Genomic DNA, 22,954 nt, shown 5'->3' with positions numbered 1-22,954 from the left:
CGGGGCCGAGGAGTCACGGTTCGATCGGACGGACCCGCTCGCGGTACCGCTCCTGGAGGGCCGCGTTGTGCGCGTCGCCCTGGGCGAGGTTCGCCGAGATGTAGACCGGCAGGTCGAGACCCCGGTCCAGGAGCCGGCGGCAGACCAGCTCGGTGAGCATCTGGGCGACGAAGACCCCGGTGAGCGACGACAGCGCCCCGATCCGGATTCCCGGGCTGATCTCCAGCGCCGCGTCCCCGGCCGGAGCGAGGTTGTCGATCACCACGTCCGCCAGGTCGGCCAGGTGCGGTCCGCCGGTCGCCCGTGCCCCGGCCGACCGGGTGTGGGTGAGCGAGGTGACGGCGATGATCGGGTGTCCCCGGTCCCGGGCCAGCGTCGCCATCTCGACCACGGCGGCGTTGATGCCGGAGTTGGAGACAATCAGGAAGGGGTCGTGCGCGGCGGGCGCGGCGAGCGCGTAGATCCGCTCGGCCAGGCCGGACTCCCGCTCGTACGTCGGGTCCAGGATCGGCCCCGGGTCGGCGCCGCCGAACATCACGAGGTCCTTGACCGCCAGCATGCTGACCGGGGCGAGGCCACCGGCACGCGCCGCGAGTTCGAGGGTGACGATCCGCGAGTGGCCGGTCCCGAAAGCCTGGAGCACACCACCGGCGGCGATCGAGTCGGCGACGAGCGTGGCCGCCGACTCGATCGCCGTGAGCTGGGTGGCGAGGATCTGGTCGAGCGCGGTCCGCGCGATGGCGGCGTAGGTAGGTTCAGGCACGGTTCCTCCTGGAACGACGGTCGCGGGCGGCCTCGCGGGCCGCCTCGACGGCGGTTTCGACGACGATCTCGCCGCTGCCGGCGCTGACCGGACTGGCGAAGGTTTCGTAGCAGGGCGGGGTGTCGCGGGCGGGCAGGTAGCCGAGGTAGCCGTTCGTGTAGCCGAGGACCACGACGCCACCCGCCCGGGTCCGGATCGCCTCCCCCAGCTCCAGGAACAGTTCGCCGGGCACGCCGACGACCGTCACACCGTCGAGGTCGACCGCCGCGATCTCGACCTCGTACGGTTCGCTGCGCTGGCGGGCGGCCTGTTCCCGCGCGATCCGCAGCCCCTGGTGCAGGACCCGGCGGATGCGCTCGTTCCGGACCTGGGGAATCGGGCGCGCGGACGCGTCGAGTTCCGCCGGCTGTTTGGGCCGCAGGCGCACGCTCCGCGAGACCGGCGGGCGCACCGGGGCGGCCGGACCGCCACCGACGGGTGCCGGCGGTGGCACGAACCGGTCGGCCACCCGGGCGCCGAGCCGGTCCACCTCGGGTGGTCCGTGCCCCTGGCGGGTGTGCCGGGTACTGATGTCGCCGGCGGCGCCGGTGGCGACGACCACCCACCGGTCGGGCGCGGACAGGGCCCGACGGATCCCTCCGGTCAGGTCCGCGCTCACGTGGTTGTTGGCGGCGGGGAGGATGGTCGGGTGGACCGGGGAGACCACGATCAGGCCGACCACGTCCGTACCCACGGTGACCGTGATCGTGTCGACCGGAATGTCCATCGGTGGCGGGTCCACGACGTTGCGGCGACCCGCGAGTCCGGAGACCAGGGTGCGGGTGGCGGTCAGCCGGGCTGCCCGCTCGGCCGCCACGGCCCCGCGCGCGGCCGCGAGCGACGCGGCCACGAGCCGGTCGCCGACGTGCGGTGGGGTGACCCCGCCGCCGGGGGCGCAACCCGCCTCCGGGCTCGCGTGGGTGTGCGTGGCCGCGACCCAGCAGGACGACACCCCGACGTCCCGCAGGGCGGCCCGGGTCCGCTCGACGACGTCGGTGTTCACACAGATCAGGTCCACCACCACCAGCGCGAACCGGTGACCGTCGTCAGCGAAGGTCACCACGTGCACCTCGAGCGGGTCGAGCACGTCCTGGACCCCCTGCGAGCGGTCGACGTACCCACCCATCGGTTCGCCGGGCACGACCGCGAGACACGCCGTCCCGTGTCCGACCCTCATGCGACACCGCCCGGACTCTGGTCTGCCAGCAGGCGGGCGTAGGGCCCGGTGCCGTCCAGCAGCGTGGGCCCGCCGTCGAGCGGTTCCGCCCGGGGAGCGACCAGCGGCAGCCCCCGGGCGGCGAGTTCCGCCGACAACGCCCGGTGCAGGACGTTCCCCGCAGCCAGGAGCCGTCCGCTGTACGACACCCGGCGCTCCGCCCCGTCGAGACCGAGCCGCGCGGTCGCCGCCTGCGCCGCGTCCGCGAGGTCGGTCGCCGCACCGGCGCAGATCCGGCCGGCCACCGGGTCGGCCCGGTCGGCGGCGTCGAGGACGTCGACGGCGAAGGCGGCGGTCCGGGGGACGAGATCCGGATCCCGGTAGTAGCGCTGGAGCGCCGCCAGGTCGCGGCCACCGAGCGCCGCGACGAGGCGGTCGGCCAGCTCGGTTCCCGGGCCGGTGCGGTCGTACGCGGCGGTGGCGGCGCGCATCCCGGCCAGCCCGACGGCGTACGCGCTGCCCCGGTCGCCGAGATGCGGGCCCCAGCCGTCCAGCCTGGCGTGGACGCCGTCGGCGGCCACCGCCAGGACCGTCGTCCCGGTGCCGACGCACAGGACCACGCCGGCACCGCCGAGGGCACCGGCGTGGGCGAGGACGCTGTCCTCGACGACCACGGCCGGGCCGCCGAGGAGCCCGGTGAGGGCGTGGGCGAGGCGTCGGCGCTCGGCGTCCTCGCCCGGTACGCCGGTCAGACCGGCGACCACACCCGCCACCCGCTCGGGAAGGGCGATGGTGGCCGCGGCGTCGCGGACGGCGGCCAGGATCCGGTCGACGCCGTCCTCGTGGGGCCGGTAGGAGAAGCCGGGCCCGACCCCGAGCTGACGGCCCGTGGGCGTGCGCAGCAGCATCCTGAGCTGCGACTTCCCGCCGTCGATGGTGATCGTCACGGTCATTTCGACATCCCGGCGGTCAGGCCGGCGACGATCTGCCGGGTGGCCAGCGCGAACACCACGGCCAACGGGACCAGCGCGATCACGAGCCCGGCGAACAGGGTGCCGCGATCGGCGGCGAACTCGCCGAAGAAGCGGGTCAGCCCGACCGGGATGGTGTACTTCTCGCTGCTGCGCAGCAGCACCAGCGGATAGAAGAAGTCGTTCCAGGTCGGCGCGAACTGGAAGACGGTCACCACCGCGAGCGCCGGACGCATCAGGGGCAGCACGATCGACACGAACAGGCGTCCCTCGTGCGCGCCGTCGATCCGCGCGGCCTCCTCCAGTTCCCCGGGGAGCCCCCGCATGAAGCCCATGATCACGAAGACGGAGAACGGGACGCCGCTGGCCGCGTAGAGCAGCACCAGCCCGATCCGGCTGTCGATCAGGTTCATCGACTGGAACATGTAGAACACCGGCAGCAGGCCGAGCTTCGCCGGGATCATCAGTCCCGACAGGAAGAACGCCGCCAGCAGGGCGCGCCCCCGGAACCGCCACCGGGACAGGGCGTAGGCGGCCAGCGCCGACACGCTTACGCACAGCACCACCGAGGCGGCCGTGACAGCCAGGGAGTTGAGGAAGTACGTCGAGATCGACGCGGTCTCCCAGGCACGGGTGTAGTTGCTGACGTCGAACGAGCTGGGCAGCCCGACCGGCGCGCGGAGGATGTCCGCGTTGGACCGGAACGAGCCGATCAGCACCAGCAGCAGCGGACCGAAGGCGACTGCCGCGTACGTCCAGAGCACGACCTGGACGCCGATGCTCCGGGTCAGCGACCGGGGGCGGGTGGCCCCCGGGCGTGGAGAGCCGCCGGTGGCCGGCGGCGTGCGACGGGGGGTGGTCAGCAGGGCGCTCACGTGACCTCCCGGCGACGGAGCACCCGCTCCAGGGCGACGGAGATCCCGAAGATGAGCACGAAGATGAGCATGGCCAACGCCGAGGACTCTCCGATCGCGTTGCTGCCGCCCTGGAAGGCGGTCCGGTAGTAGAGCAGGCCCAGCACGTCCATGGCGCCGCCGGGTCCGCCGTCGGATCCGCCCAGCGCGTAGACGAGGTCGAAGATGTTGAAGCAGCCGATGAAGGTCAGCACGGTGATCACCCCGACCGCCGGCATCAGCAGCGGGAACCGGACGCTCCAGAAGGTCCGGGTGGCCGACGCGCCGTCCATGGCGGCGGCCTCCTCCAGCTCGCGCGGGACACCGGCCAGGGCGGCGCCGAAGATGAGCATCGGCCCGCCGACCCACTGCCAGGCGTTGACCAGGATCAGCACCGGCAGCGCGGTGTCCGGCTCGCCGAGCCACGGACGTGCCCACGAGTCCAGGCCGACCCCCCTGAGCGCGACGTTGATCGGACCGAAGGTGGGGCTGAGCAGGAGCGACCAGATGTAGCCGACGATCAGCGGACTGATCAGGTAGGGCAGCGAGAAGAGGGTCTGGAACAACCGCTTCCCCCGGGGGCTGCGGTGCAGGAGCACGGCCAGGCCCAACCCGACGGTGTTCTGGATGGCCATGGTGCCGACGAAGAAGAGCACGTTGTGCCCGAGCGCGGCGGAGATCTGGTCGCTGAGCGGATAGCGGGTGAGGATCTCCTGGTAGTTGCCGATCCCGACGAACTCCCCCTGGCGGGTGCCCTCCCAGCGGAAGAAGCCGTAGTAGAAGGCGGTGAGCAGGGGCACCACGAGGAAGAGCCCGTAGAGGACGAAGGCCGGCAGGCAGAACGCCGCGATCCACCCCGGCGCGGTCCGTCCCACCTGGCGGCGACGCCGCCGGGTGGGACGGACGGTCAGTTCCTGGGCCGGAACCACTGGTCGACCCCCCGCTGGATGTGTCCGGCCGCGTCGGCGGCGGTGCGTCGCCCGAGCAGGTAGTCGGAGAACGCCGCCGAGGCGAGGTCCCACGCGGTCGGCGTTCCACCGGAGAAGTACGCGTAGGTGACGTACGGGCTCGGGTTCTCCTGGTACGTCCGCAACGCCTGGGCCAGGAGGTCGTCCTTCGGCTGGACGCCGGGCACCGCCGAGATCTGCCGCAGCTCGTCGGAGTACGCCCGGCCGAACTCCTCCGACGCCATCCACCGCACCAGGTCCAGCGCCGCCTCGCGCTTGGCGGACTTCGCCGAAACCCCGAACGACCCGTCGACGTAGCCGGGGACGAGGGTCTTGTCGACCGGCGCCCCGGGGGCGGGCGGCACGTTGAAGATGCCCATCTTCAGGTCGGGGTTGGCCTTCTGGAACACGGCGAGCTCCCAGATGCCGCCGGGGAACATCGCGGCCCGGCCGGCGGTGAAGAGCGCCTGCGCGTCGGCGTAGCTCATCCCGGACGACTGCGGCGCCCAGTACTTGTCGGTGCTCTTCCAGGTCTCGAGCGACTTCACCCAGGGCCCGTCGGTGAACTTCGCCCCGCCGGTGAGCATCTTGTCGAGGTAGTCGGGGCCGCCGTACGTGGTGGCCCCGAAGATCTCGTGCTGGATCGGCAGCATCCAGGTGTCGGTGACCGTGCTCGCCAGCGGGATGACCTTGGCGCTCTTCAGCTTGTCGAACGCCGCGATCATGTCCGCCCAGGTGGTGGGGGCGGTGATGCCGTTGTCCTCGAAGAGCTTCTGGTTGTAGATCACGTGCAGGGTCTGGAGGGCGAACGGGACGCCGTAGACCTTCTCGTCGCTCTCGCCCCGGGCGCCGTCGAGGACCGGTTCCGGGAAGCCGCCCAACTCCTTGACGTCGTCGAGGGGCACCAGGCCACCGGCGGCGACCAGCGGCTGGAGCAGGCCGTAGGAGCGCAGCTGCGCCACGTCCGGGCCGTTGGCGTCGGTCAGCCCGGTCTTGAGGATGGTGTCGTACTCGGTGTTCTTGTAGGGGACGTACTCCACTGTCACGCCGGGGTGGGCGTCCTCGTAGATCTGGAAGATCTTGTTGTACGCGGCGACGTCCTCCTGCCGCCATCCCCAGACCTTCAGGTTGACGGCGTCGCCGCCGTCCCCGCTGCCGGGCGCGCACGCGGCGAGGCTGACGGTGAGCACCGCCGCCGCTCCCCACACACCGTATTTCCTGGTCATCACGTCTCCGATCGTCGTCGCGACCACCCCGTCGGACCGGCGGGGAGCTCGACTGTAATACTGGTATAGACCGGCGGTCAACGGGTAGTCGGCCTCCCCCTGGGAACCACGAACTGCCCGTACGATGGCGTCAACAGCGGGGAAGGGAGAACCGAGTCGTGCCACGGACGCGACACGAGCCGAGCGACGGAACGCTCGAATCGTTGCTGGCGGAGCAGAACCGCGGCAAGGGCAAGCACATCACCGACGTGCTCACCGCCCTGGTCCTGGACTCCCGAGACGGCGCGCTCCTCCCCTCCGAACGGGTCCTCGCCGAGCGCTTCGCGGTGGCCCGGATGACCGTCCGGGGCGCCATCGACGCGTTGGAGAGCAAGGGGATGGTGCGCCGGGTGCCCGGACGCGGCACCTTCGTGCAGCACCCGACCCTGACCCACTCGGAGATCTTCCGCTCCTTCAGCGAGGACATGCGGATCCGCGGCATGACGCCGGGCGCCAAGAGCTACCGTGGCCGCACCCGCCCGGCCACCCGCACGGTCGCCGCCAACCTCGACATCGCTCCCGGCGAGCCGACCCACTACATCGAGCGGATCCGCACGGCCGACGGGATCCCGATGGCCCTGGAACGGACCAACCTCGCCGCCGCGCGCTTCCCCACCCTGCTCGACGTGCTGGGACGCGACGACTCGCTCTACGACGTCCTCGGCCGCGTCTTCGGGGTCCGGCTCGAATCCGCCCGGCAGGTCGTCACCATCGCGCGGCTGACCGCCACCGAGGCGAAGCGCCTCGAGGTCGCCGAGGACACCCCGGCCTTCCTGATCGAGCGCATCTCCGTCGACAACATGGGCAAGGTCGTGGAGTACGGGCGGTCGCTCTACCGCGGCGACCGCTACGCCATCCAGATGCACGTCAGCCCCCCGCCGCAGGGCGGCTGACGCGCATCTGGTGGGGATGGCTACCGCAGTCCGGCGAAGTAGTGCTTCTCGATCTCGGCCGCCGTCAGCGCGCGATCGTAGATCGCCGCCTCGTCGAGGTCGCCCTGGAGCCGCTGGAAGGTGTCGTCCCCGCGGCCACCGAGCTTGATGCTCGCCGTGCCGACGCCCGGGGCGACCGTCGTCGCGACGCTGTTGTCCGCGACGCCGTCGAGGTACACGGTCAGTCGCGACCCGTCGAACACGGCGGCGACGTGGTGCCAGCGGTCCGGCGTCAGCCGGGTGCGACCGGTCACGACGCCGTGCCCCTTGCCGGGAGCGCCGAGCGTCCACGCCTGCAGGACACCGTTCTCTGCCCGGAGGACGTACCCGTTGGTCGCCGGGGTGTGGTAGCTCTCGATGATCGCCTGCCCCGGCGTGGGCACGAGCAGGTCGAGCTTGACCCACGCCTCCAACGTGAACGGCCCGTTCAGGTTGGTCCGTGGGCCCCGGGGCACGTCGACGTAGCCGTCCCCGACGTCGGCCGCGCCGTCACCGGCGAGCACCCCCTCGACACCCGGCTCGGCACCCAGGTAGGTGCCGTCACGCCCGTCGGTGGCACTGTCGACGGCGGTCCGGGAACCGGCCGCGTCGCCCAACCTCCAGTAGCCGGCCGGGTCGGCCCCGGACACGAACTCCGGGTAGCTGCCGTCGCCCACGACGATCGGCAGCGACACCGTCACCGGTGTCGCGCCGTCCTTGTGGAACGTCACCGTCACCTGGTGACGCTCCTCGGCGGCGTCGGCCGGGACGGTGACGGCGACCGGCACGCTGGTGACGATGGTCCGCCCGTCCGGGCGGGCCCGGAGCACCTGCGTCGCCGGGGTGATGGTCCAGCCGTCCGGGCCGGCGGCGGTGACCCGTCCGCTCACCCCGTCCTCGGCGAACACCTCCAGCGCGACCTGGAACCGCTTGGTCGCCCCCGGTGCGACGAGCGCGCCCGACGGCTCGACCGAGAGTCGGCCACGGAGCACGTCGGAGTAGTGCGGGACGATCTCGTACACGCGCGGCGCGACGGTGCCGGGCGTCCACTGGATCCGTACCGCGCTGGCGGCCAGGTCCTTGGCGGGCACCTTGGTGAACCCCTCGGCGAGCGGCCCGAGGTTCACCCAGCTGCCGTCCACGAGCGCCTGGATCATGCCGTCCGCCGGGGCGGTCGCGTCCTGCACCACCGTCACCGCCGACAGCTTGTGCGGCTTGGTGATCGGGACCGTGACGGCGTCACCGGCCTGTGGTGCGCCGGCGGCGACATAGGCCGTGTCGTCCCGCCGGTCGGTGAGCAGCCCCAGCCCGGATCCGGCGGCGGCGGCCGGCGCGCCGGTGGGGGCGCCGAGGTCACCGAACCAGCGGTCGCCGACGTAGGCGTCGTTCTGCGCCGCCGCGAAGCTGAGCAGGTCGTCGACCGGCCCGGGGCTGATCTGGTGCCACGTGCGGTCGAGGATGCCACGGGCGGCTGCCTGGTCGCGCCGGGCCAGCCAGGCGGCTTCGCTGGCGCCCCGGTCCTGGGCCCGGAGGATGCGCACCGCCGCCCGTCCGGCCTGACCGGTCACGCCGACCCGGTCCAGCCAGGGCCCGATCTGCTTGAGCAGGAGCGGGTTGTCGAGCTTCGCCCGGAGCGCGGCGGGAAGTTCCTCCAGACGGCGCAGCTCACGGTCGACCCGGTCGAGCTGGGCGTCCACCGGTCGACCCGCCCGGTAGTCGGCGATGAGACGGTTGACGAGCGCGGCGAACTCCGGCCGCGCGCTCTGGTCGAGGACGCTGGCCCGGTTGTTGTCGGCGAAGAGCCGCAGCTCCTCGTACGCGTCGCCCCCGAGGTGTTGCAACGTGCGCGTCCACGAGCGGTCCGCGTCGTAGGCCCCCGGGTTCCAGGCGTAGTCGGCCTGGGTGCCTTGGGGGATCTGCGAGGCCTCCTGGAAGGTGACGAGCCCGTTGAAGGAGATGCCGATGACCTTGTCCGCCATGGTGGCGTCGCGGTTCTCCAGAGGGCCCAGCAGCAGCCGGTTGGGGCTGTAGTCGTTGACCGGGTAGTTGTCCCAGAGCATGATCCGGTGCCGCGACCACACGTCCTGGGCGGCCCGGAGGTCGGCTTCGGTGATGCTCGACGGGACCACGGCCGGCCCCGTCCAGTAGAGGTCGACGTCGGTGCTGACCAGCTCGTCGAAGCGGTTGGTGTACGCCGTCTTCGTCATGCCCCAGTACTCCGTCGGCACGGTCACCATGCGGCTGGCCCCGGGGCGCTTCTCGATGAACTCCTGCTGCACGAAGTTGGTGACCTCGGCCTGGGCCACCGCCAGCGGCGACGGGTCGCCCCCGTAGGCGTCCCGGTCCTCCTGACAGGCGAAGTTGCCCGACACGTCGTCCCAGGCGATGACGTAGCTGCGGACGCCGATCTCCCACATCTGGTCGAAGCGGGCCAGCAGCTTGGCCCGGTCGGTCCCGCGTACGTGGCAGATCCCCTTGTTGGGCGCCAGCGGCGCCTCCGGTGAGATCCGGTACACGAAGTCGACGTGGCGGGACTTCGCCAGGTCGACGATCTCCTTCAACCGGGCCAGTTCCGCCGCCTCGTACAACGAGTCCCAGTTCGACCCGGTACGCAGGTCGTCCGCCGGCCCGTAGAAGAACTGGTTCATCTTGTGGCGCGCCAGGAACTCGATCTGCGAACGCCGGTCCTCCTGCGACCACACCGGGCCGTAGAAGGACTCCATGCCGCCGCGGATCTTGTATCCCGGCCAGTCGCGGATCTGCACGCCGTCGACGGCTACCCGGGAGCCCTTCCGTTCGAGCAGTTGCCGGAGCGACTGCACGGCGTAGAACGTGCCGGCGGTATCCTTCCCGGACAGCACGATCCGCTGTCGGCCGTGTCCGTCGCGACCGGCGGCCAGCACGTACCCTTCACCGGGCAGCGCCTCCGGGCCGGTGACGCCGAGGGCGCGCAGCGCGTCCGCGCTCACCGGGGTCTCCCCCGGTCCGCCCAGAACGATCATCGGGCCGCGTGCCGACAGGTCTCCGTCGGGGACGACGCGGGCGGTGACGCCGTGCTCGGCGAGCAGTTCCACCAGCGCCGTCCGCGCCGCCGGGTCGGCGGACCCGCCCGCCACGACGTCGACGGCACCGGACAGCACCACGGTTCCCGGACGCGAGTCGATCTGCTGCGGCACCGGGAGGATCCGCGTCGCGCCGGTGGGAGCCGGTCGCTCGGCACCGGCCGGTAGGGGGCTCAGCACACCTGCGACGAGCGCGACCGAGACGGCGAACATGACAGGGCGGTGACGACGACCGCGAAAAGAGCGTGCCAGTAACACGCGACCTCCACTTGTCGGTCCAATAAGTGTTTTCCGCCGGTGGGGGTGCCGGCGCGGGACGCGGTGGTCTGGCCACCGCAGATCGCTGGCCGGCGCGGCCGCCGATCCGGTCGGGTCAGCAGGGGCGCGGATCGGCCGTCGGGCCCGGAGGCCTGGTAGGGGTTCTGAGGCATGGTCTATGCCAGTAACGAGAATCCCTGCCGCTCCTGGCTACGTCAAGGGCAGACCGGGGGGTCCAGAGCCCCCAAGGGCACCTTCCGCACCGCCGGAACCCTCGACGACAGCACTATTTACCCTGCTCAGGGTCGGTTTACGCGGCCCGCCACCCAGTCGGAAATACTGGTCTAGCCCTGATTACCACTCGACGCGCAGGCCGCCCTGTGGCCAGCGGACCCACGCTCCCGTCGAGCTCGTCCGCCGCCCCTCGGAACTCGACCACCCGTTGGAGCGACCTACCGTAGGGGCTCCGGTCACGGTGGGTGAGCCCGCGAGGCGAGGAGGGGACGATGAACGGTGGACCGGATCGCGGTGGCGGCCGGGTGCTCGACGTCGAGGTACGGGTACCCGTGGACCCCGAGAGGAAGCCGGGACCGGGGGCGACCTGCGGGCCAGCGGGTCGACCGCTGCCGCCGATGGTCGCGACCCTGTCGGTGGTGCTGGCCGGCTCGGTGGTGCTGGGCATCGCCCTGGGTCCGACCACCCTGCCGTTGCAGGACACGGTCCGTTACCTGGCAGCGGCGATCACCGGAGGGTCGATCCGCGCCGACGAGGTGGCCGCGTACTCCGTCGTCTGGGACGTCCGGGCACCCCGGGTGCTGCTCGCCGTGGTGGTGGGCGCCGGCCTGAGCCTGGTGGGGACGGCCACGCAGGCGATGGTCCGCAACGCGCTGGCCGACCCGTACGTGCTGGGCATCTCCTCCGGGGCCTCCGTCGGCGCCTGCCTGGTGGTGGTCTTCGGGATGTTCACCGCGTTGGGCGTCCACGCCCTGTCGGTGGCCGCCTTCGGCGGGGCCCTCGCCGCGTCGGCCCTGGTGTTCCTGGCGGCCCGCGGCACCGCCGGTCTCACCCCGTTGCGCCTCGTGCTGACCGGTATCGCGACGGCGTACGCCCTGCAGGCCGTGACCAGCCTGCTGGTCTTCCTCTCCCCCCGAGGAGACGCCGCGCGGACCGTCCTGTACTGGACCCTGGGGGGACTCGGCACCGCGAACTGGGCTTCGCTGCCGGTGGCCACCGTGGTCACCGGCGTCGCGTCCGTCCTGCTCTGGCGCAGCAGCCGGTCCCTGGACGTGTTGTCGATGGGGGACGAGACGTCGGCCAGCCTGGGCATCGACGGCACCGGCCTGCGACGGCGCCTGTTCGTCCTCACCGCCGGAGTCACCGGGGTGCTGGTGGCGGTCAGCGGGGTGATCGGCTTCGTGGGCCTGGTCGTCCCGCACATGGTCCGCATGGTGGTGGGCTCCGGCCACCGGCGGGTCCTTCTCGTCGCGCCGCTCGTCGGAGGCTGCTTCCTGGTCTGGGTGGACCTGCTCTGCCGGGTGGCCGTCGCGCCGCTGGAGCTGCCGGTCGGTGTGGTCACCGCGCTGGTGGGGGTGCCGGTCTTCATCACCCTGATGCGCCGTCGCGGCTACCTGTTCGGGGGGCGTTGATGGACCTGCTCCTCGAGAACCTGACGGTCCGCGTCGACGGGCGGGCGCTCGTGGCGGCCCTGCGGCTCACGGTCGGTCACGACGAGGTCGTCGGTCTGGTGGGCCCGAACGGCAGCGGCAAGTCCACCACCCTGCGCTGCGTGTACCGTGCCCTGGCCCCCGCCGCGGGTCGGATTTTGCTCGACGGCGCGGACCTGCACGGGATGCGCCGGCGCGACGCCGCCCGTCGGGTGGCCGCCCTGACCCAGGACCAGCGGGTGGAGCTCGACTTCACCGTCTTCGAGGTGGTCGCCATGGGGCGGGCGCCCCACCGCCGCGACCACGAGCGGTTGACCCGCGCCGAGCGGGAGCTCTGCCGGCGTGCCCTGGACCGGCTCGACGTCGCGCACCTCGCCGACCGGAGCGTGCTCACGCTCTCCGGCGGGGAGCGCCAGCGGGTGCTCATCGCCCGGGCCCTGGTGCAGGAACCGCGGGTGCTCGTCCTGGACGAACCCACCAACCACCTCGACATCCGTCACCAGCTCGCCCTGCTCGGTCTGCTGCGCCGGGCCGGGCTGACCACCCTCGTGGCGCTGCACGACCTGAACCTCGCCGCCACGGTCTGCGACCGGATCGCCGTGCTGCACGAGGGACGTCTGGTCGCGGTCGGTCCGCCGGTCGAGGTGCTCACCGCCGAACTGGTGCGGAGGGTCTTCGAGGTGGACGCCGTGGTGGTCAGGCATCCCCGGACGGGGGCGGCCCAACTGCTCTACGACGCGCCGGAGGGACCGGCGGGCGGGTGAACGTTCACCGGCCGACGGAGCGCAGGTACCCCGCGAGTTTCCGGGCCGAGGTCGCCGCCCGGGGGCCCGCCATCACGTCGGCGAACTCCAGGCGGAAGATCCTTCCCTCCCGCACGGCGGTCACGTTCCTCATCGCCGGGGTCCGCATCAGGGCGGCCCGTTTCTCCTCGTACGACACCCCGTAGTCCACGATGACGATGACCTCGGGGTCTGCGGCCACCACGGTCTCCCAGCCCACGCTGTCCCATGTCCGGTCGAGGTCGTCGGTGACGCTGCGGCCACCGGCCTGCTCGACGATCGCGGTGGCGACGCTGGCGGCGCCGGCCACGTAGGGCTTCTCCTCGTACACGTCGGACACCAGGATCCGGGCCGGGTCGGCCGGCTTCCCGGCCGAGGCGGCGGCGAAGTCCCGCCGCATGCCGGCGATCACCTCCTCGGCCCGTGCGGACACCCCGAAGATCCGGCCGAGGTTCCGGTAGTCGGTGTACACCCCGTCGAGGGGTGTCACGCGGTCGGCCGGGCCACCGGCTCCGCCGCAGGTCTCGGTGAGGACGTAACTGCCGATGCCGTGGCCGGCGAGGATCGCCGGGGTGATGCCCCGGGACTCCACGAAGCCCTGGTTGTGGCCGGCGAAGACCCAGTCGGCCCCGGCCCGGAGCACGATCTCCAGGCTGATCCGGCTGTCGCCCAGCCGGTCGACCCGCTCGAAGTCCCGCCGGTAGGCGGAGGTGTCGATGCCGCCGTAGACCCGGTTCGCCACCCAACCCCGGGTGCGGGGTGCCAGGCCCAACGAGAACATCATCTCGGACATGCCGACGTCGTACACGACCGCCCGCTCGGGGACGCCGCCGTAGGTCACCTCCCGGCCGCAGTTGACCACCGTGACCGGCGGGGCGGCCGAGCCGCGCGGGCGCTCCGGCTCGACCCGGGCACCACAGCCGGCGGCCACCAGGGTCAGCGCGACGACGAGCGCCGCGATCGTCCACCGTGGTCGGGTCATCGGGTTCCTCCGCCGCCTGTGCCGGTCCGACGGTCCGGACGGCTGTCGCGGACGCTGTCCCTCCAGTCGCTCGGCACGGCGGCCGGGTTCCCGGCGACGACGCGATTCCACCGAACGGTGGCCGTTCCCCCGCCTTCCGCAGGTGGTGACGGAGTCGTGCCCCGCTAGCCGGGCGGGCCGGCGGGACACGGTCCGGGCGACGGTCAGGCGGGCTTCTCGTAGACGGTGACGTGGGTGCCGCTGCCGAGGTAGGGCTCGCCGCGCCAGCCGCCCCAGCGATGACGGCGTTCGAGCCCGGCGAGGCGGGCCATCAGGTCGAGTTCCGAGGGCCAGGCGTACCGCATGGAGACCGGGGCGAGGCGGATCCCCTCGTCGCTGATCAGGATGTGCTGGCCGTCGAAGCGCTGGTCGACCGGGTCGTGCCGGACCGCGACCAGGCGTACGTGGTCCTGGTCGACCCGGTGGGCGTCGACGCTCTGGTTGCGCTGGTAACGGGCCATGTCCGGCACCAGGCACTCCAGGACGAACCGGCCACCGGGCACCAGTCGCCGGGCGACGTTGGCGAAGCAGCGGACCTGCTCCTCCTGGCTCATGAGGAAGAAGAAGGTGGTGAAGACGACGAAGATCATGGCGAACTGGTCGTCGGTCCCCGGGTCGACGTCGGCCATGTCGCCGATGGTGACCGGGATCCGATCGCCGCCGGGCTTGGCGCGCATGATGGCGACCATGGCCTCGGAGGCGTCGACGCCCCGCAGGTCGACTCCCCGCTCGGCCAGGGGTATGGTCACCCGGCCGGTGCCCACCGCCAGTTCGAGGACCGGTCCCGCCGGTCCCTCCTTGATCAACTCCTCCAGGCAGCGGACGGCGTCCGCCGGGTCGAGGTCGGCATGCCACTCGTCGTAGACGTCGGCGTTGGTCTCGCCGTAGGTGTCCGGTCCGTAGTTCCTCATGGTGCGCCTCCTGTCGGGGTCAGTCCAGCGGTCGCATGTCGTGGGTGACGGTGCCGGCGGCGGCCAGCGAGTGGTAGAGGCCCAGTTCGGCGGTGGCCCCCTCGGCCAACACGAGGGCGGTGCAGCCCCGCTGGTCGGCGAGGTGGACGATCCGGTCCCCGATCCGGGCGGTCGGATAGAACTCGGGCCGCCCGGGGAAGAGCCCGAGCCGTTCCGGCCCGCGCCAGCCGGCGAGGCGGCCCGGCGCCGGGGGGTGCAGGAAGGTCATGCCGTAGCCGGGTCCGGGAGACAGCGGTACGTCCAGCAGCCGGGGCCGGCGACCGAGGGCGGCGTCGATCACCGCGCGGTACACGTTGGTCCCCAGGGAGCGGCACATCATCTCCCCGATGACCGCCCCGGCGATCCGTCCGTTGACCTCCACCACCTCCGGGCCGTCCGGGGTGCGGGCGAACTCGGTGTGGGCGATCCCGGACGAGAACCCGACCGCGTCGAGGACCTTGCCGATCCAGGTCTTTAGGTGCGCGAACTCCTCGGCGGGGAAGGCCACCGGGAAGGCGACGGCCTCCTCGCGCCGGACCGGTTCCGGCGTGTGGATGTGCACCCCGACCCCGAGCAGCCTGGTGCGTCCCTCCCCGGTCACCGTCTCGGCGCTGTAGACGGGACCGGGGAAGTACGGTTCGGCGACGAGGTGCGAACCCATCAGGGTGGCGTCGGCGACCTGGCGGACGGCCCGGTCGCGTTCGTCGTCGTCGCGGATCAACCAGACCGAACGGGAGGAGGTGCCCGCCGAGTCCTTCACGATCACGGGGTGGCCGATCGCCGCGACCGCTGCGCTGACCGCCTCGGCCGTCGGCTCCACCCGGATCGCGCCGGCCCGGCTCAGTCCGGCCCGGTGCAGCAGGTTACGCACCTCGGCTTTGTCCCGCAGGGTACGGGCGGTGTCCAGGCCGAGGGTGGCCAGGCCGAACCGTTCGGCCAGCTCCGCCCCGGGCAGCATCCAGGTGTCGGTGGAGTTGACCAGCCCGGCCAGGTCGGGGATCCGGTCGAGGACCGCAGCGCAGGCCGCGACGTCGGTGGTGTCGACGTCGATCACCGTCAGGTCGTCCGGCCCCAGCCGGTCGAGTTCGTACGAGTACACCGCCCGGTTCCCGGTGAGCAGGCACAGCCGGTGTCCCTCCTCGGCGGCGGCGTCCCGCAGGTGGGCCAGTCCGAAGGTGAGGGCCTCGATGAGCGCGATGGTCACGGTGCCTCCTCGGCGTCCAGCGGGCGGATCGCCTCCACGACCAGTCGTTTCGCGTGGTTGTCGTACGGCTCTGCGGCGAACCCGCCGAAGCAGCGGATCCCGGTGAAGCCGGCGGCGGTCAGCATGGCGCGGATCTCGGCGGCGCTGTAGACGAACTGCTCGAAGAACCCGTGCCGGGCGGTGTCGCCCTGCACGAGGGTCCAGTCGCTGCGGAACCGGGTCCAGTCGTCCAGGATGGTGTCCCGCATGAACAGGGAACCGCCGTCGACGTCCACCACCTTCGGGACGCCGGCCCAGCGGGCGAATATCTCCTTGCTGAACAGGTCCAGCAGCAGGCGACCGCCGGGCACCAGGCTCCGCCGGGCGTGGTCCAGCACGCGCTGGTTCTGCGCCGGGTCGGCGAAGTAGCCGAAGGACGTGTACATGCTGATGACCAGGTCGTAGCAGTCCGGCTCGACGAACTCCCGCATGTCGGCGCGGACCAGGCGGACCTTCAGCCCGCCCGCCTCGGTCGCCTCCCGCGCGCGGTCCAGCATCGCCTGGCTGAGGTCCACCCCGGTGACCCGGGCGCCGCGTTCGGCGAGCGGGACGGCGTACGTCCCGGGGCCGCAGCCCAGGTCGAGCACCGCGGCGCCGGCCGGCAGGTCCAGCAGCGGTGAGGTCGCCACCCAGTTCGCCGCCTCCTGCCGGCGGGCGGGAGCGAACAGGGCTCCCGCGAAGTCCACCCAGAACGTGTCGTCTTCAAACCACTCCATCGGCAGCTCCGATTCGTACGGCGGCGGACGCACAACAGGTCGCACGACGGCGCGGAAAGCCCTCCACAGGAGGCCGGAATTCCGCAGCGGATGCCAATCTGAAGATCAATTCGATGGACGCACACTCATCCATACGAGTCTTAGCGTGACTGGCATGAATCCCCGTCGACTCGGAACCATACCATCACCCAGGGCACGGCATCCAATGGGCGAGGATTCAGGGTCCCGCTTCCACGAAATGCACACCTGATGTACCGCATGACGGAAAGACAGGCCACGTCCCTCCCATTATGTATCTGCTAGTGTAAATATAGTGTCTGCGCTCGCCCTAATCCGGGCACGATCGCGCCATCCACTGCTGCGGCCGCCCACCATCGCGGCCCGTCCCGACCGAGCACAGAGGAGTGATCCGTCATGCCCTTCAGCGGTGCTTCGACGAGTACGACGCTGCTGCACTCCCATGTCACCGACGCGGTCAAGGCACCGAGTTTCATCCGACTGTCCGGGAACGTGGTGCTCGCCCGTTCCGAGACCCTGAAGATCTACGCCGCGCTGGGAGCGGTACGCGCGTTGCTGAAGGCGGGGACCGTCCGCCCCGGTGACACCCTCGTCGACAGCTCCAGCGGCATCTACGCCCTCGCCCTGGCCATGGTCTGCCACCGCTACGGACTGCGCTGCCACATCGTGGCCTCGACGACGGTGACCCCGACCATCCGGGCGCAGTTGGAGATCCTCGGCGCCACCGTGGACCAGATGCCCCCCGAGCGTGACCTGCGGCTCGACCAGCACCGACGGGTGGCACGGGTGCAGGAACTCCTGCGCGTCAACCCCGGCATGCACTGGATGCGCCAGTACCACGACCCGGTCCACTACCGGGGCTACCGGGAGATGGCGGAGCTGGTGCGCCAGGCCCTGCCCGACGCGCCCCTGGCCGTGGTCGCCAGCGTCGGCACGGGCGCGTCGAGCGCCGGCCTGATCCAGCCGCTGCGGGAGCACGACCCCGCGACCCCGCTGATCGGCGTCCAGCCGTTCGGCAGCGTGAGTTTCGGCAGCGAACGCTTCCAGGACCCGGAGGCCATCATCGCCGGCATCGGCAGCGCCATCCCCTTCGACAACGTCCGTCACGAGCTCTACGACCGGGTGCACTGGATGAGCTTCCGGCACGCCATGGCCGGCACGGTGGCGCTGATGCGCGCGCACGCGGTCTTCGCCGGTCTCTCCACCGGCGCGGCGTACCTCACCGCCCTGTGGGAGGCGCGGCGCCGTCCGGAGCGGACCCACCTGCTGGTCGGGGCCGACACCGGACACCGTTACGTCGAGCAGGTGTTCGCCCGGCACCGGGAGGCCCCGGACCCCGGCACCCTCGAACCGGTCGAGATCGGCTCGCTCGACGAGCTGACCCCACCCTGGTCGACCATGCGGTGGGCACGACGTGGCCACCCGTCCCCGTCGGCGGTCGTCGTCGGGTCCCGCCGCCCCGGTCCGTCGGCGGGGAGACCGGCCGGGAGAGGGTGAGAGCCCGCCGGCAGCACGGGCGACCGCCGGGGCCGGACGCGGCCGTCCGGGCCACCGGACGCCCACGGTTCAGGCCCCCTCCCCCGTGCCGGGTGCGCGTCGGCACAGCCGGTGCGCACCCAGCACGAGCGGAGGGAGCAGGACGCACTGGGCGGCCACGACCAGCCAGAATCCCGGGAGGCGGCCCCCGCTCTCGAACAGCCCGTACACGTTGCCGCCGACCGCGCCGCTGAGGAAGGAGCCGACACCGACGGCCAGTCGTTGTTGGCCGAAGACCACGGTCGCGGACCGTCGGGACCTCGCCAACGCCTCGAGGTCGTTCTTGAGCAGCAGCACCGCGCTGCCGACGCTGATCGCGGCGACGCCGACCGCGATACCGACCTCGTCTCCGGCGGCGAAGGAGAGCATCCCCACCGCCAGGCAGCCGAACCCGATCGCCATCGCCACTGGATAGCTCGTCCGCTCGACCCGCTGCGCCACCAGCGGCTGCACGAGGACCAGGCCGAGTGAGTACCCCATCATGGTCGCGCCGAAGAACACCGTGGCCACCCGGCCCTGGGCGTAGCTCGACAGGTACTGGAAGAACTGCATGTGCACGTAGTAGGAGAGCGCGGTGACCACGAAGGGCAGCACCGCCAGGCCGGCCAGCATGCGCCGGAACGGCTCGACCGGCGGGGCGTCCTCGGTGCGTCCCTCCCGACGGAGGAAGAGATGGGCGACCGCCAGGCTGGTGTAGACGGCCGTGACGACGGCGAACATCCGGCCCGGGTGCTGGATGAGCAGAGCCCCCACCACCGGCCCGAGGGCGATACCGAGATTCCCCGCGGCGTTGCCGGCGGAGACCAACCGGGGCCGCTGCTCCGGGCTCGCCCCGTGCACGAGGTAGCTGCGGTAGGCGGGTGAGTAGAGCGAACCGCCACCGGAGACGAGGAACAGTCCCGCGATGGTGAGCGCCGGGCTGTCCGCCCCCGCGAGGAAGGCGCCACCGCCGAGGCTGTACATGACCAGGGCGCCGACCAGGGACCGTTGCAGGCCGAGCCGCTCGGCCAGCGCCGCGGTGGCCGGAGCGCTGGCGAACTGCACCAGGGTCGCCACGCCGAGCACGAGGCCGACCTGCGCCATGTCCGCGCCCATCCGCTCGCGCAGCAGTACGGCAAGGTACGGATAGACCGAGAACGAGCCGACGTTGACCAGGAAACCGCCCGTCAGCAGCGCGATCTGGGCACCGGTGAAGGAGCGACCGCGAGGCACCGGCGCCTGCCGGGGAGACCGGGGCCACGCCGTGGCCCCGGTCCGGTACCGGCCCACCGTCAGGACTCCGCAGCCGGTCCGGGCCCGGCGTCGGGGATCGGGGGGTCCTCGGGACCGGGCACGACCCCCAGACCCGGGGCGTCCCCGAGCACGATCCGCCCCTGGTCGAGCCCCAGACCCCGGAAGGGCGGATCGCGAAGGAGGAACTGGCTGTCGATGTCGATCCGGTCGGCGAGCGGAGCCAGCAGCGCAGCCTGGCTGAGCGCCAGCTCCGATTCGCAGTTGCAGCTGAGCATCACCGAGAGGCCGAGCCGCCGCGCGGCCTCCATCACCCGGCGGGTGGCCCGGACGCCGCCCGACTTGGCCAGCTTGACCACGACGCCGTCGGCGAGGCCACGAGCGGCATGGACGCTGGCGACGTCGGTGCAGCCCTCGTCGAGGAAGACCGGCAGCCGGTCGGGCAGGTCCCGGTAGCGGCGGTAGGTGTCGACCGCGTCCGTGGGGAAGGGCTGCTCGATGAGTTGGATGTCGAGGTCACGCAGGCGCGGGGTCAGGTCCCGGGCCGTCTCGAAGCTCCATGCCTCGTTGGCGTCGATCCGGATCGGACGGCTGGTCACCGCGCGGACGGCGGCCAACCGTTCGATATCCTCGGCGCTGCGCACCTTCATCTTGAACGCCCCCACGTCCGGAGCGTTCGCCACCACCTCCAGGGTCTCCGCCACGCTCGCGATACCGATCGTGTATCCCGTCGGCTGCGCGAGGGTGCGGGACAGGCCGAACAACCGCCAGGTCGGCTGTCCGGCCCTCCGGCCGAGCCAGTCGTGCACGGCGCCGTCGAGGGCCATCCGGGCACCGACGGGCGCCGCCCACTCCGCCACCCGGTCGAGCACCTCGTCAGGGTCGGACAGGTCGGGACCGAGGACCTTCGCGCCCTCCGCCGCGACCGCCTCGATGACCTCCTCGAGTGTCTCCCCGTGCGCCCAGGCCGGTGTGCCCTCCCCCTGACCCGCGACGCCGCCGTGGCCGATCGTCGCGATGCAGGTGTCGGTCGAGTCGTAGGCGAGACGTGAACTCCGGAACGTCGTGAGCAGACGCAGAGTCGTACGACGGACGCGTACTTCCATGCGGGCAACAATGCCACGAGTCAGCCAGTTAATCCATGCTCGACAATGTAATAATCTTGCCGTAATCGGGGTTCGCCGGGTCGCAGGAATGCCCGTGGCCCGTGCCGGCGCGGACGGTCGGGGCTCACGTGGACGGACGGGCGAAGCAGGTGGCCGCAACGCCGGAAAACAACTCCGGGGTTATCCCGATCGCGAAGTCCCGGGCGAGCACGTTGAACTCCAGGTAGGTCTTGGCGCGGCACTCTCGAAGTTCTTGTCGACGCCGGCGACGGTCGCGTGTCACCCGGCGGGCGCAGGATGCGGTGCCGTCGTCCGCGCGACGCCGAACGGGGCTTCCGTGGTCACGCAGGCGTGCGATCCTCTTCGATGGGTGACCACGAATCGTTCCGTCACGGGGAGACCAACTTGCCTTCATTCTCGCGAGCCCATCGCCGGACCACGGTGCTGGTCGTGGCATCGACGCTCAGCTGCGCACTGGCGGCGGGGCTGGCGGCGGTTCCGGCCGCCGCGGCGGTGACCGCGCCCACCGATCTGCGGACGGCCGACCAGCCCTGCGCCACGGCCGCGCCGGGACCGCACCTGAGCCCGAGCAGGCTCAACGACGCCCAGGCCGTCGTGCTGCGGGGCACCTTCAGCCGTACCAGCGAGGAAACCGGCCTGCAGGCCGAGTTCCAGGTGTGGGACACCACCACGCCCGAACAGCCGCAGCAGTGGCTCCGGAACGTCGGCGAGCAGAGCGACCAGGTCTACGTCCAACTCGAGGACGAGTCGAAGCAACTCGACGGTGTCACGTACGCGTGGCGGGTGCGCGTCCTCGACGGCACGGACGCGTCGCCGTGGAGCAGCACCTGCCACTTCACCGTCGACCGCACCGGTGGCCCGGCAGCGACCGTCACCTCCGCCGTGTATCCGGCGGGAAGCTGGGACGACGCCAGCGGCGCGATCGGCGTGCCGGGCGCGTTCACGCTCACCTCGGCCAGTGACGACACCGTCGGCTACCGCTACCGGTTCCACTCCGCCGAGCTCAGCGACGACTCCGACTACGCCCTGGTGGACACGGATGCCCTCGGCGGGCCGGCGACCATCGGGTGGACTCCCCGGGCGGCCGGCCACCACTCGCTGGCCGTCCACGCCGTCGACCGAGCCGGGAACTGGTCCGGGGCGGCCTACCACGAGTTCTACGTCAGGGAGACCCGCCCGGCGATCTTCTCGGCCGCGTACCCGGACTGGGGATCGAACCTCAACTACAACGTCGGGGTGCCCGGGGCGTTCGAGCTGACCGCCACCGTCACCGGCACGGCGTCGTTCGTCTGGCGGATCGACGAGGACGGGCCGTCGGGGACGGCGCCGCTCGGCGCCGACCGGACGGCGACGGTCATGATCGCCCCCACCCGCGCGGGCCGGCAGACCCTCCACGTCCACAGCGTCACCCACGACGGCACGGCACACGCTCCCCGCGCCTATGCGTTCACCGTCGACAACGGTCCCAGGCTCACCGGGGACACCGACCGGGGCGTGACGATCGGCTCGTCGCTCACGTTCCACCTCGCGCCCCGGGCACCCCAGGTCGAGGCGTACCTCTACTGGCCGCAGCACTCGGGCCTGACGGAACCGCCCGTCGAGAAGATCACCGTGCCGGCCCGCGCGGACGGCACCGCCGACCTCACCTGGACGGCCACCGGAACCAGTGTCATCGGCCTCCGCTTCCAGAGCCGGAGCACGGACGGCACCCTCTCCGAACCGCGCTGGACCTCCGTCTCGGTCGACGGAGCGGCGCCCACGGTGACCCGCACCGGCGGCACCGACGTGGGAACGCCGGCCACCTTCACGGCCCGCACCCGGATGGCGAACGTCGTCGAGTACGTGGCCACGCTCAACGGCGACGAGGCCACGAAGCAGGTCCTCGCACCGGCCGCCGACGGCAGCGTCACCTTCGGATTCACCTCGACCAAGGGTGGCTACCACTACGTCACCGTCGTCGCGCGCGACGCCGCCGGGGTGCGGACCGAGCAGGGCGGCACGTCCTGGTCGGTCGTGGACGGACCCCGGGTCACCTCGACCGACTTCCCGGCCACCGGCAGCGGCCCCCTCGCCACGGGCACGTTCAGCTTCACGCCGCGCCTGACCGGCACGACGGCGTACGAATACTCGATGAACTACGGCCCGTACGTCACGATCGCCGCCCAGCCCGACGGCACCGCCACGCTGACCTGGACGCCGACGGGAACCGGCACGAACCGACTGGCCGTTCGCAGCGTCACGGCCGCCGGCACCCGCTCCATGAGCACGCAGTACACCTTCACCGTCGAGGCCGGGGCCAACCGGGTCACCTCGACGGCACCGACTCCGCGGCCGAGGGGCGGCGTCCGGACGACCGCCGGCCACCGCTGACGAGAAGGGGCCCCGTCCTCCACCGGTGACGG

The 22,954-nt window shown here is 71.9% G+C and carries 18 protein-coding genes; 5 read left to right on the top strand and 13 right to left on the bottom strand.

Annotated elements, in window-relative coordinates:
• Positions 1-13: 13 nt before the first annotated feature.
• Genes GA0070618_RS25225 through GA0070618_RS25200 form a run of 6 tightly spaced genes read right to left on the bottom strand, consistent with a single transcriptional unit; the run spans position 14 to position 5,995 of the window.
• The gene (locus GA0070618_RS25225; protein ID WP_088983840.1) at positions 14-763 is read right to left on the bottom strand and encodes a sugar isomerase domain-containing protein; all 750 of its coding nucleotides are present in this window, start codon (positions 761-763) and stop codon (positions 14-16) included.
• Positions 756-1,979, bottom strand: a complete 1,224-nt coding sequence (locus GA0070618_RS25220) for a hypothetical protein (protein ID WP_143740306.1) — start codon at positions 1,977-1,979, stop codon at positions 756-758. The genes GA0070618_RS25225 and GA0070618_RS25220 overlap by 8 nt, the downstream gene beginning before the upstream one ends.
• Positions 1,976-2,911, bottom strand: a complete 936-nt coding sequence (locus GA0070618_RS25215) for an N-acetylglucosamine kinase (RefSeq protein ID WP_088983838.1) — start codon at positions 2,909-2,911, stop codon at positions 1,976-1,978. The genes GA0070618_RS25220 and GA0070618_RS25215 overlap by 4 nt, the downstream gene beginning before the upstream one ends.
• Positions 2,908-3,804, bottom strand: coding sequence for a carbohydrate ABC transporter permease (locus tag GA0070618_RS25210; protein ID WP_231931451.1), 897 nt, complete (start codon positions 3,802-3,804; stop codon positions 2,908-2,910). Before GA0070618_RS25210 ends, GA0070618_RS25215 begins: the two co-directional genes overlap by 4 nt.
• Entirely contained in the window at positions 3,801-4,751 is a 951-nt protein-coding gene (locus tag GA0070618_RS25205) for a carbohydrate ABC transporter permease (RefSeq protein WP_231931450.1), read from the bottom strand. The genes GA0070618_RS25210 and GA0070618_RS25205 overlap by 4 nt, the downstream gene beginning before the upstream one ends.
• Positions 4,730-5,995 carry an ABC transporter substrate-binding protein gene (locus tag GA0070618_RS25200; protein WP_143740307.1) on the bottom strand — a complete coding sequence of 422 codons (1,266 nt, stop codon included), beginning with the start codon at positions 5,993-5,995 and terminating at the stop codon, positions 4,730-4,732. Before GA0070618_RS25200 ends, GA0070618_RS25205 begins: the two co-directional genes overlap by 22 nt.
• 158 nt (positions 5,996-6,153) lie before the next feature.
• Between GA0070618_RS25200 and GA0070618_RS25195 the strand changes: the two genes are divergently transcribed.
• Entirely contained in the window at positions 6,154-6,927 is a 774-nt protein-coding gene (locus tag GA0070618_RS25195; protein ID WP_088983836.1) for a GntR family transcriptional regulator, read from the top strand.
• A 20-nt stretch (positions 6,928-6,947) separates the two neighbouring features.
• Here GA0070618_RS25195 and GA0070618_RS25190 read toward each other — a convergent pair whose 3' ends face one another.
• On the bottom strand, positions 6,948-10,220 hold the full coding sequence (locus GA0070618_RS25190; RefSeq protein ID WP_088983835.1) for a beta-N-acetylglucosaminidase domain-containing protein: 3,273 nt from the start codon (positions 10,218-10,220) through the stop codon (positions 6,948-6,950).
• Positions 10,221-10,771: 551 nt separating this feature from the next.
• On the opposite strand from GA0070618_RS25190, the gene GA0070618_RS25185 reads away from it, so the two are divergent.
• On the top strand, positions 10,772-11,911 hold the full coding sequence (locus tag GA0070618_RS25185; protein WP_231931449.1) for a FecCD family ABC transporter permease: 1,140 nt from the start codon (positions 10,772-10,774) through the stop codon (positions 11,909-11,911).
• Positions 11,911-12,693 carry an ABC transporter ATP-binding protein gene (locus GA0070618_RS25180; RefSeq protein WP_088983834.1) on the top strand — a complete coding sequence of 261 codons (783 nt, stop codon included), beginning with the start codon at positions 11,911-11,913 and terminating at the stop codon, positions 12,691-12,693. The genes GA0070618_RS25185 and GA0070618_RS25180 overlap by 1 nt, the downstream gene beginning before the upstream one ends.
• Before the next feature lie 4 nt (positions 12,694-12,697).
• Here the strand turns inward: GA0070618_RS25180 and GA0070618_RS25175 are convergent, their stop codons facing one another.
• The 4 genes from GA0070618_RS25175 to GA0070618_RS25160 form a co-directional block, all read right to left on the bottom strand.
• Positions 12,698-13,693, bottom strand: coding sequence for an ABC transporter substrate-binding protein (locus GA0070618_RS25175; protein WP_088983833.1), 996 nt, complete (start codon positions 13,691-13,693; stop codon positions 12,698-12,700).
• Between the two features lie 203 nt (positions 13,694-13,896).
• Positions 13,897-14,643: a class I SAM-dependent DNA methyltransferase gene (locus tag GA0070618_RS25170; RefSeq protein ID WP_088983832.1), complete on the bottom strand. Its 747-nt coding sequence runs from the start codon at positions 14,641-14,643 to the stop codon at positions 13,897-13,899.
• Between the two features lie 19 nt (positions 14,644-14,662).
• Positions 14,663-15,886 (bottom strand): ATP-grasp domain-containing protein, encoded by a 1,224-nt coding sequence (locus GA0070618_RS25165; RefSeq protein WP_088983831.1) that lies wholly within the window; start codon positions 15,884-15,886, stop codon positions 14,663-14,665.
• Positions 15,883-16,641 (bottom strand): class I SAM-dependent methyltransferase, encoded by a 759-nt coding sequence (locus GA0070618_RS25160; protein ID WP_088985822.1) that lies wholly within the window; start codon positions 16,639-16,641, stop codon positions 15,883-15,885. The genes GA0070618_RS25165 and GA0070618_RS25160 overlap by 4 nt, the downstream gene beginning before the upstream one ends.
• Before the next feature lie 414 nt (positions 16,642-17,055).
• Here GA0070618_RS25160 and GA0070618_RS25155 point away from each other — a divergent pair, with 414 nt between their 5' ends.
• Positions 17,056-18,156 (top strand): cysteine synthase family protein, encoded by a 1,101-nt coding sequence (locus GA0070618_RS25155; RefSeq protein WP_088983830.1) that lies wholly within the window; start codon positions 17,056-17,058, stop codon positions 18,154-18,156.
• Between the two features lie 69 nt (positions 18,157-18,225).
• Here GA0070618_RS25155 and GA0070618_RS25150 read toward each other — a convergent pair whose 3' ends face one another.
• A complete protein-coding gene (locus tag GA0070618_RS25150) occupies positions 18,226-19,407 on the bottom strand; it encodes an MFS transporter (RefSeq protein WP_197701637.1) in 1,182 nt (393 codons plus the stop codon).
• Positions 19,408-19,466: 59 nt separating this feature from the next.
• Complete coding sequence (locus GA0070618_RS25145; protein WP_088983828.1) at positions 19,467-20,531, bottom strand: enolase C-terminal domain-like protein; 1,065 nt, start codon at positions 20,529-20,531, stop codon at positions 19,467-19,469.
• A gap of 450 nt (positions 20,532-20,981) precedes the next feature.
• Here GA0070618_RS25145 and GA0070618_RS25140 point away from each other — a divergent pair, with 450 nt between their 5' ends.
• On the top strand, positions 20,982-22,922 hold the full coding sequence (locus GA0070618_RS25140) for a hypothetical protein (protein WP_143740308.1): 1,941 nt from the start codon (positions 20,982-20,984) through the stop codon (positions 22,920-22,922).
• Positions 22,923-22,954: the final 32 nt, after the last annotated feature.

This window comes from Micromonospora echinospora (assembly GCF_900091495.1).
Classification (GTDB): Bacteria; Actinomycetota; Actinomycetes; order Mycobacteriales; family Micromonosporaceae; genus Micromonospora; species Micromonospora echinospora.
The sequence above is the reverse complement of the archived record's forward strand: the minus strand, read 5'-3'. Positions and strand labels throughout refer to the sequence as shown.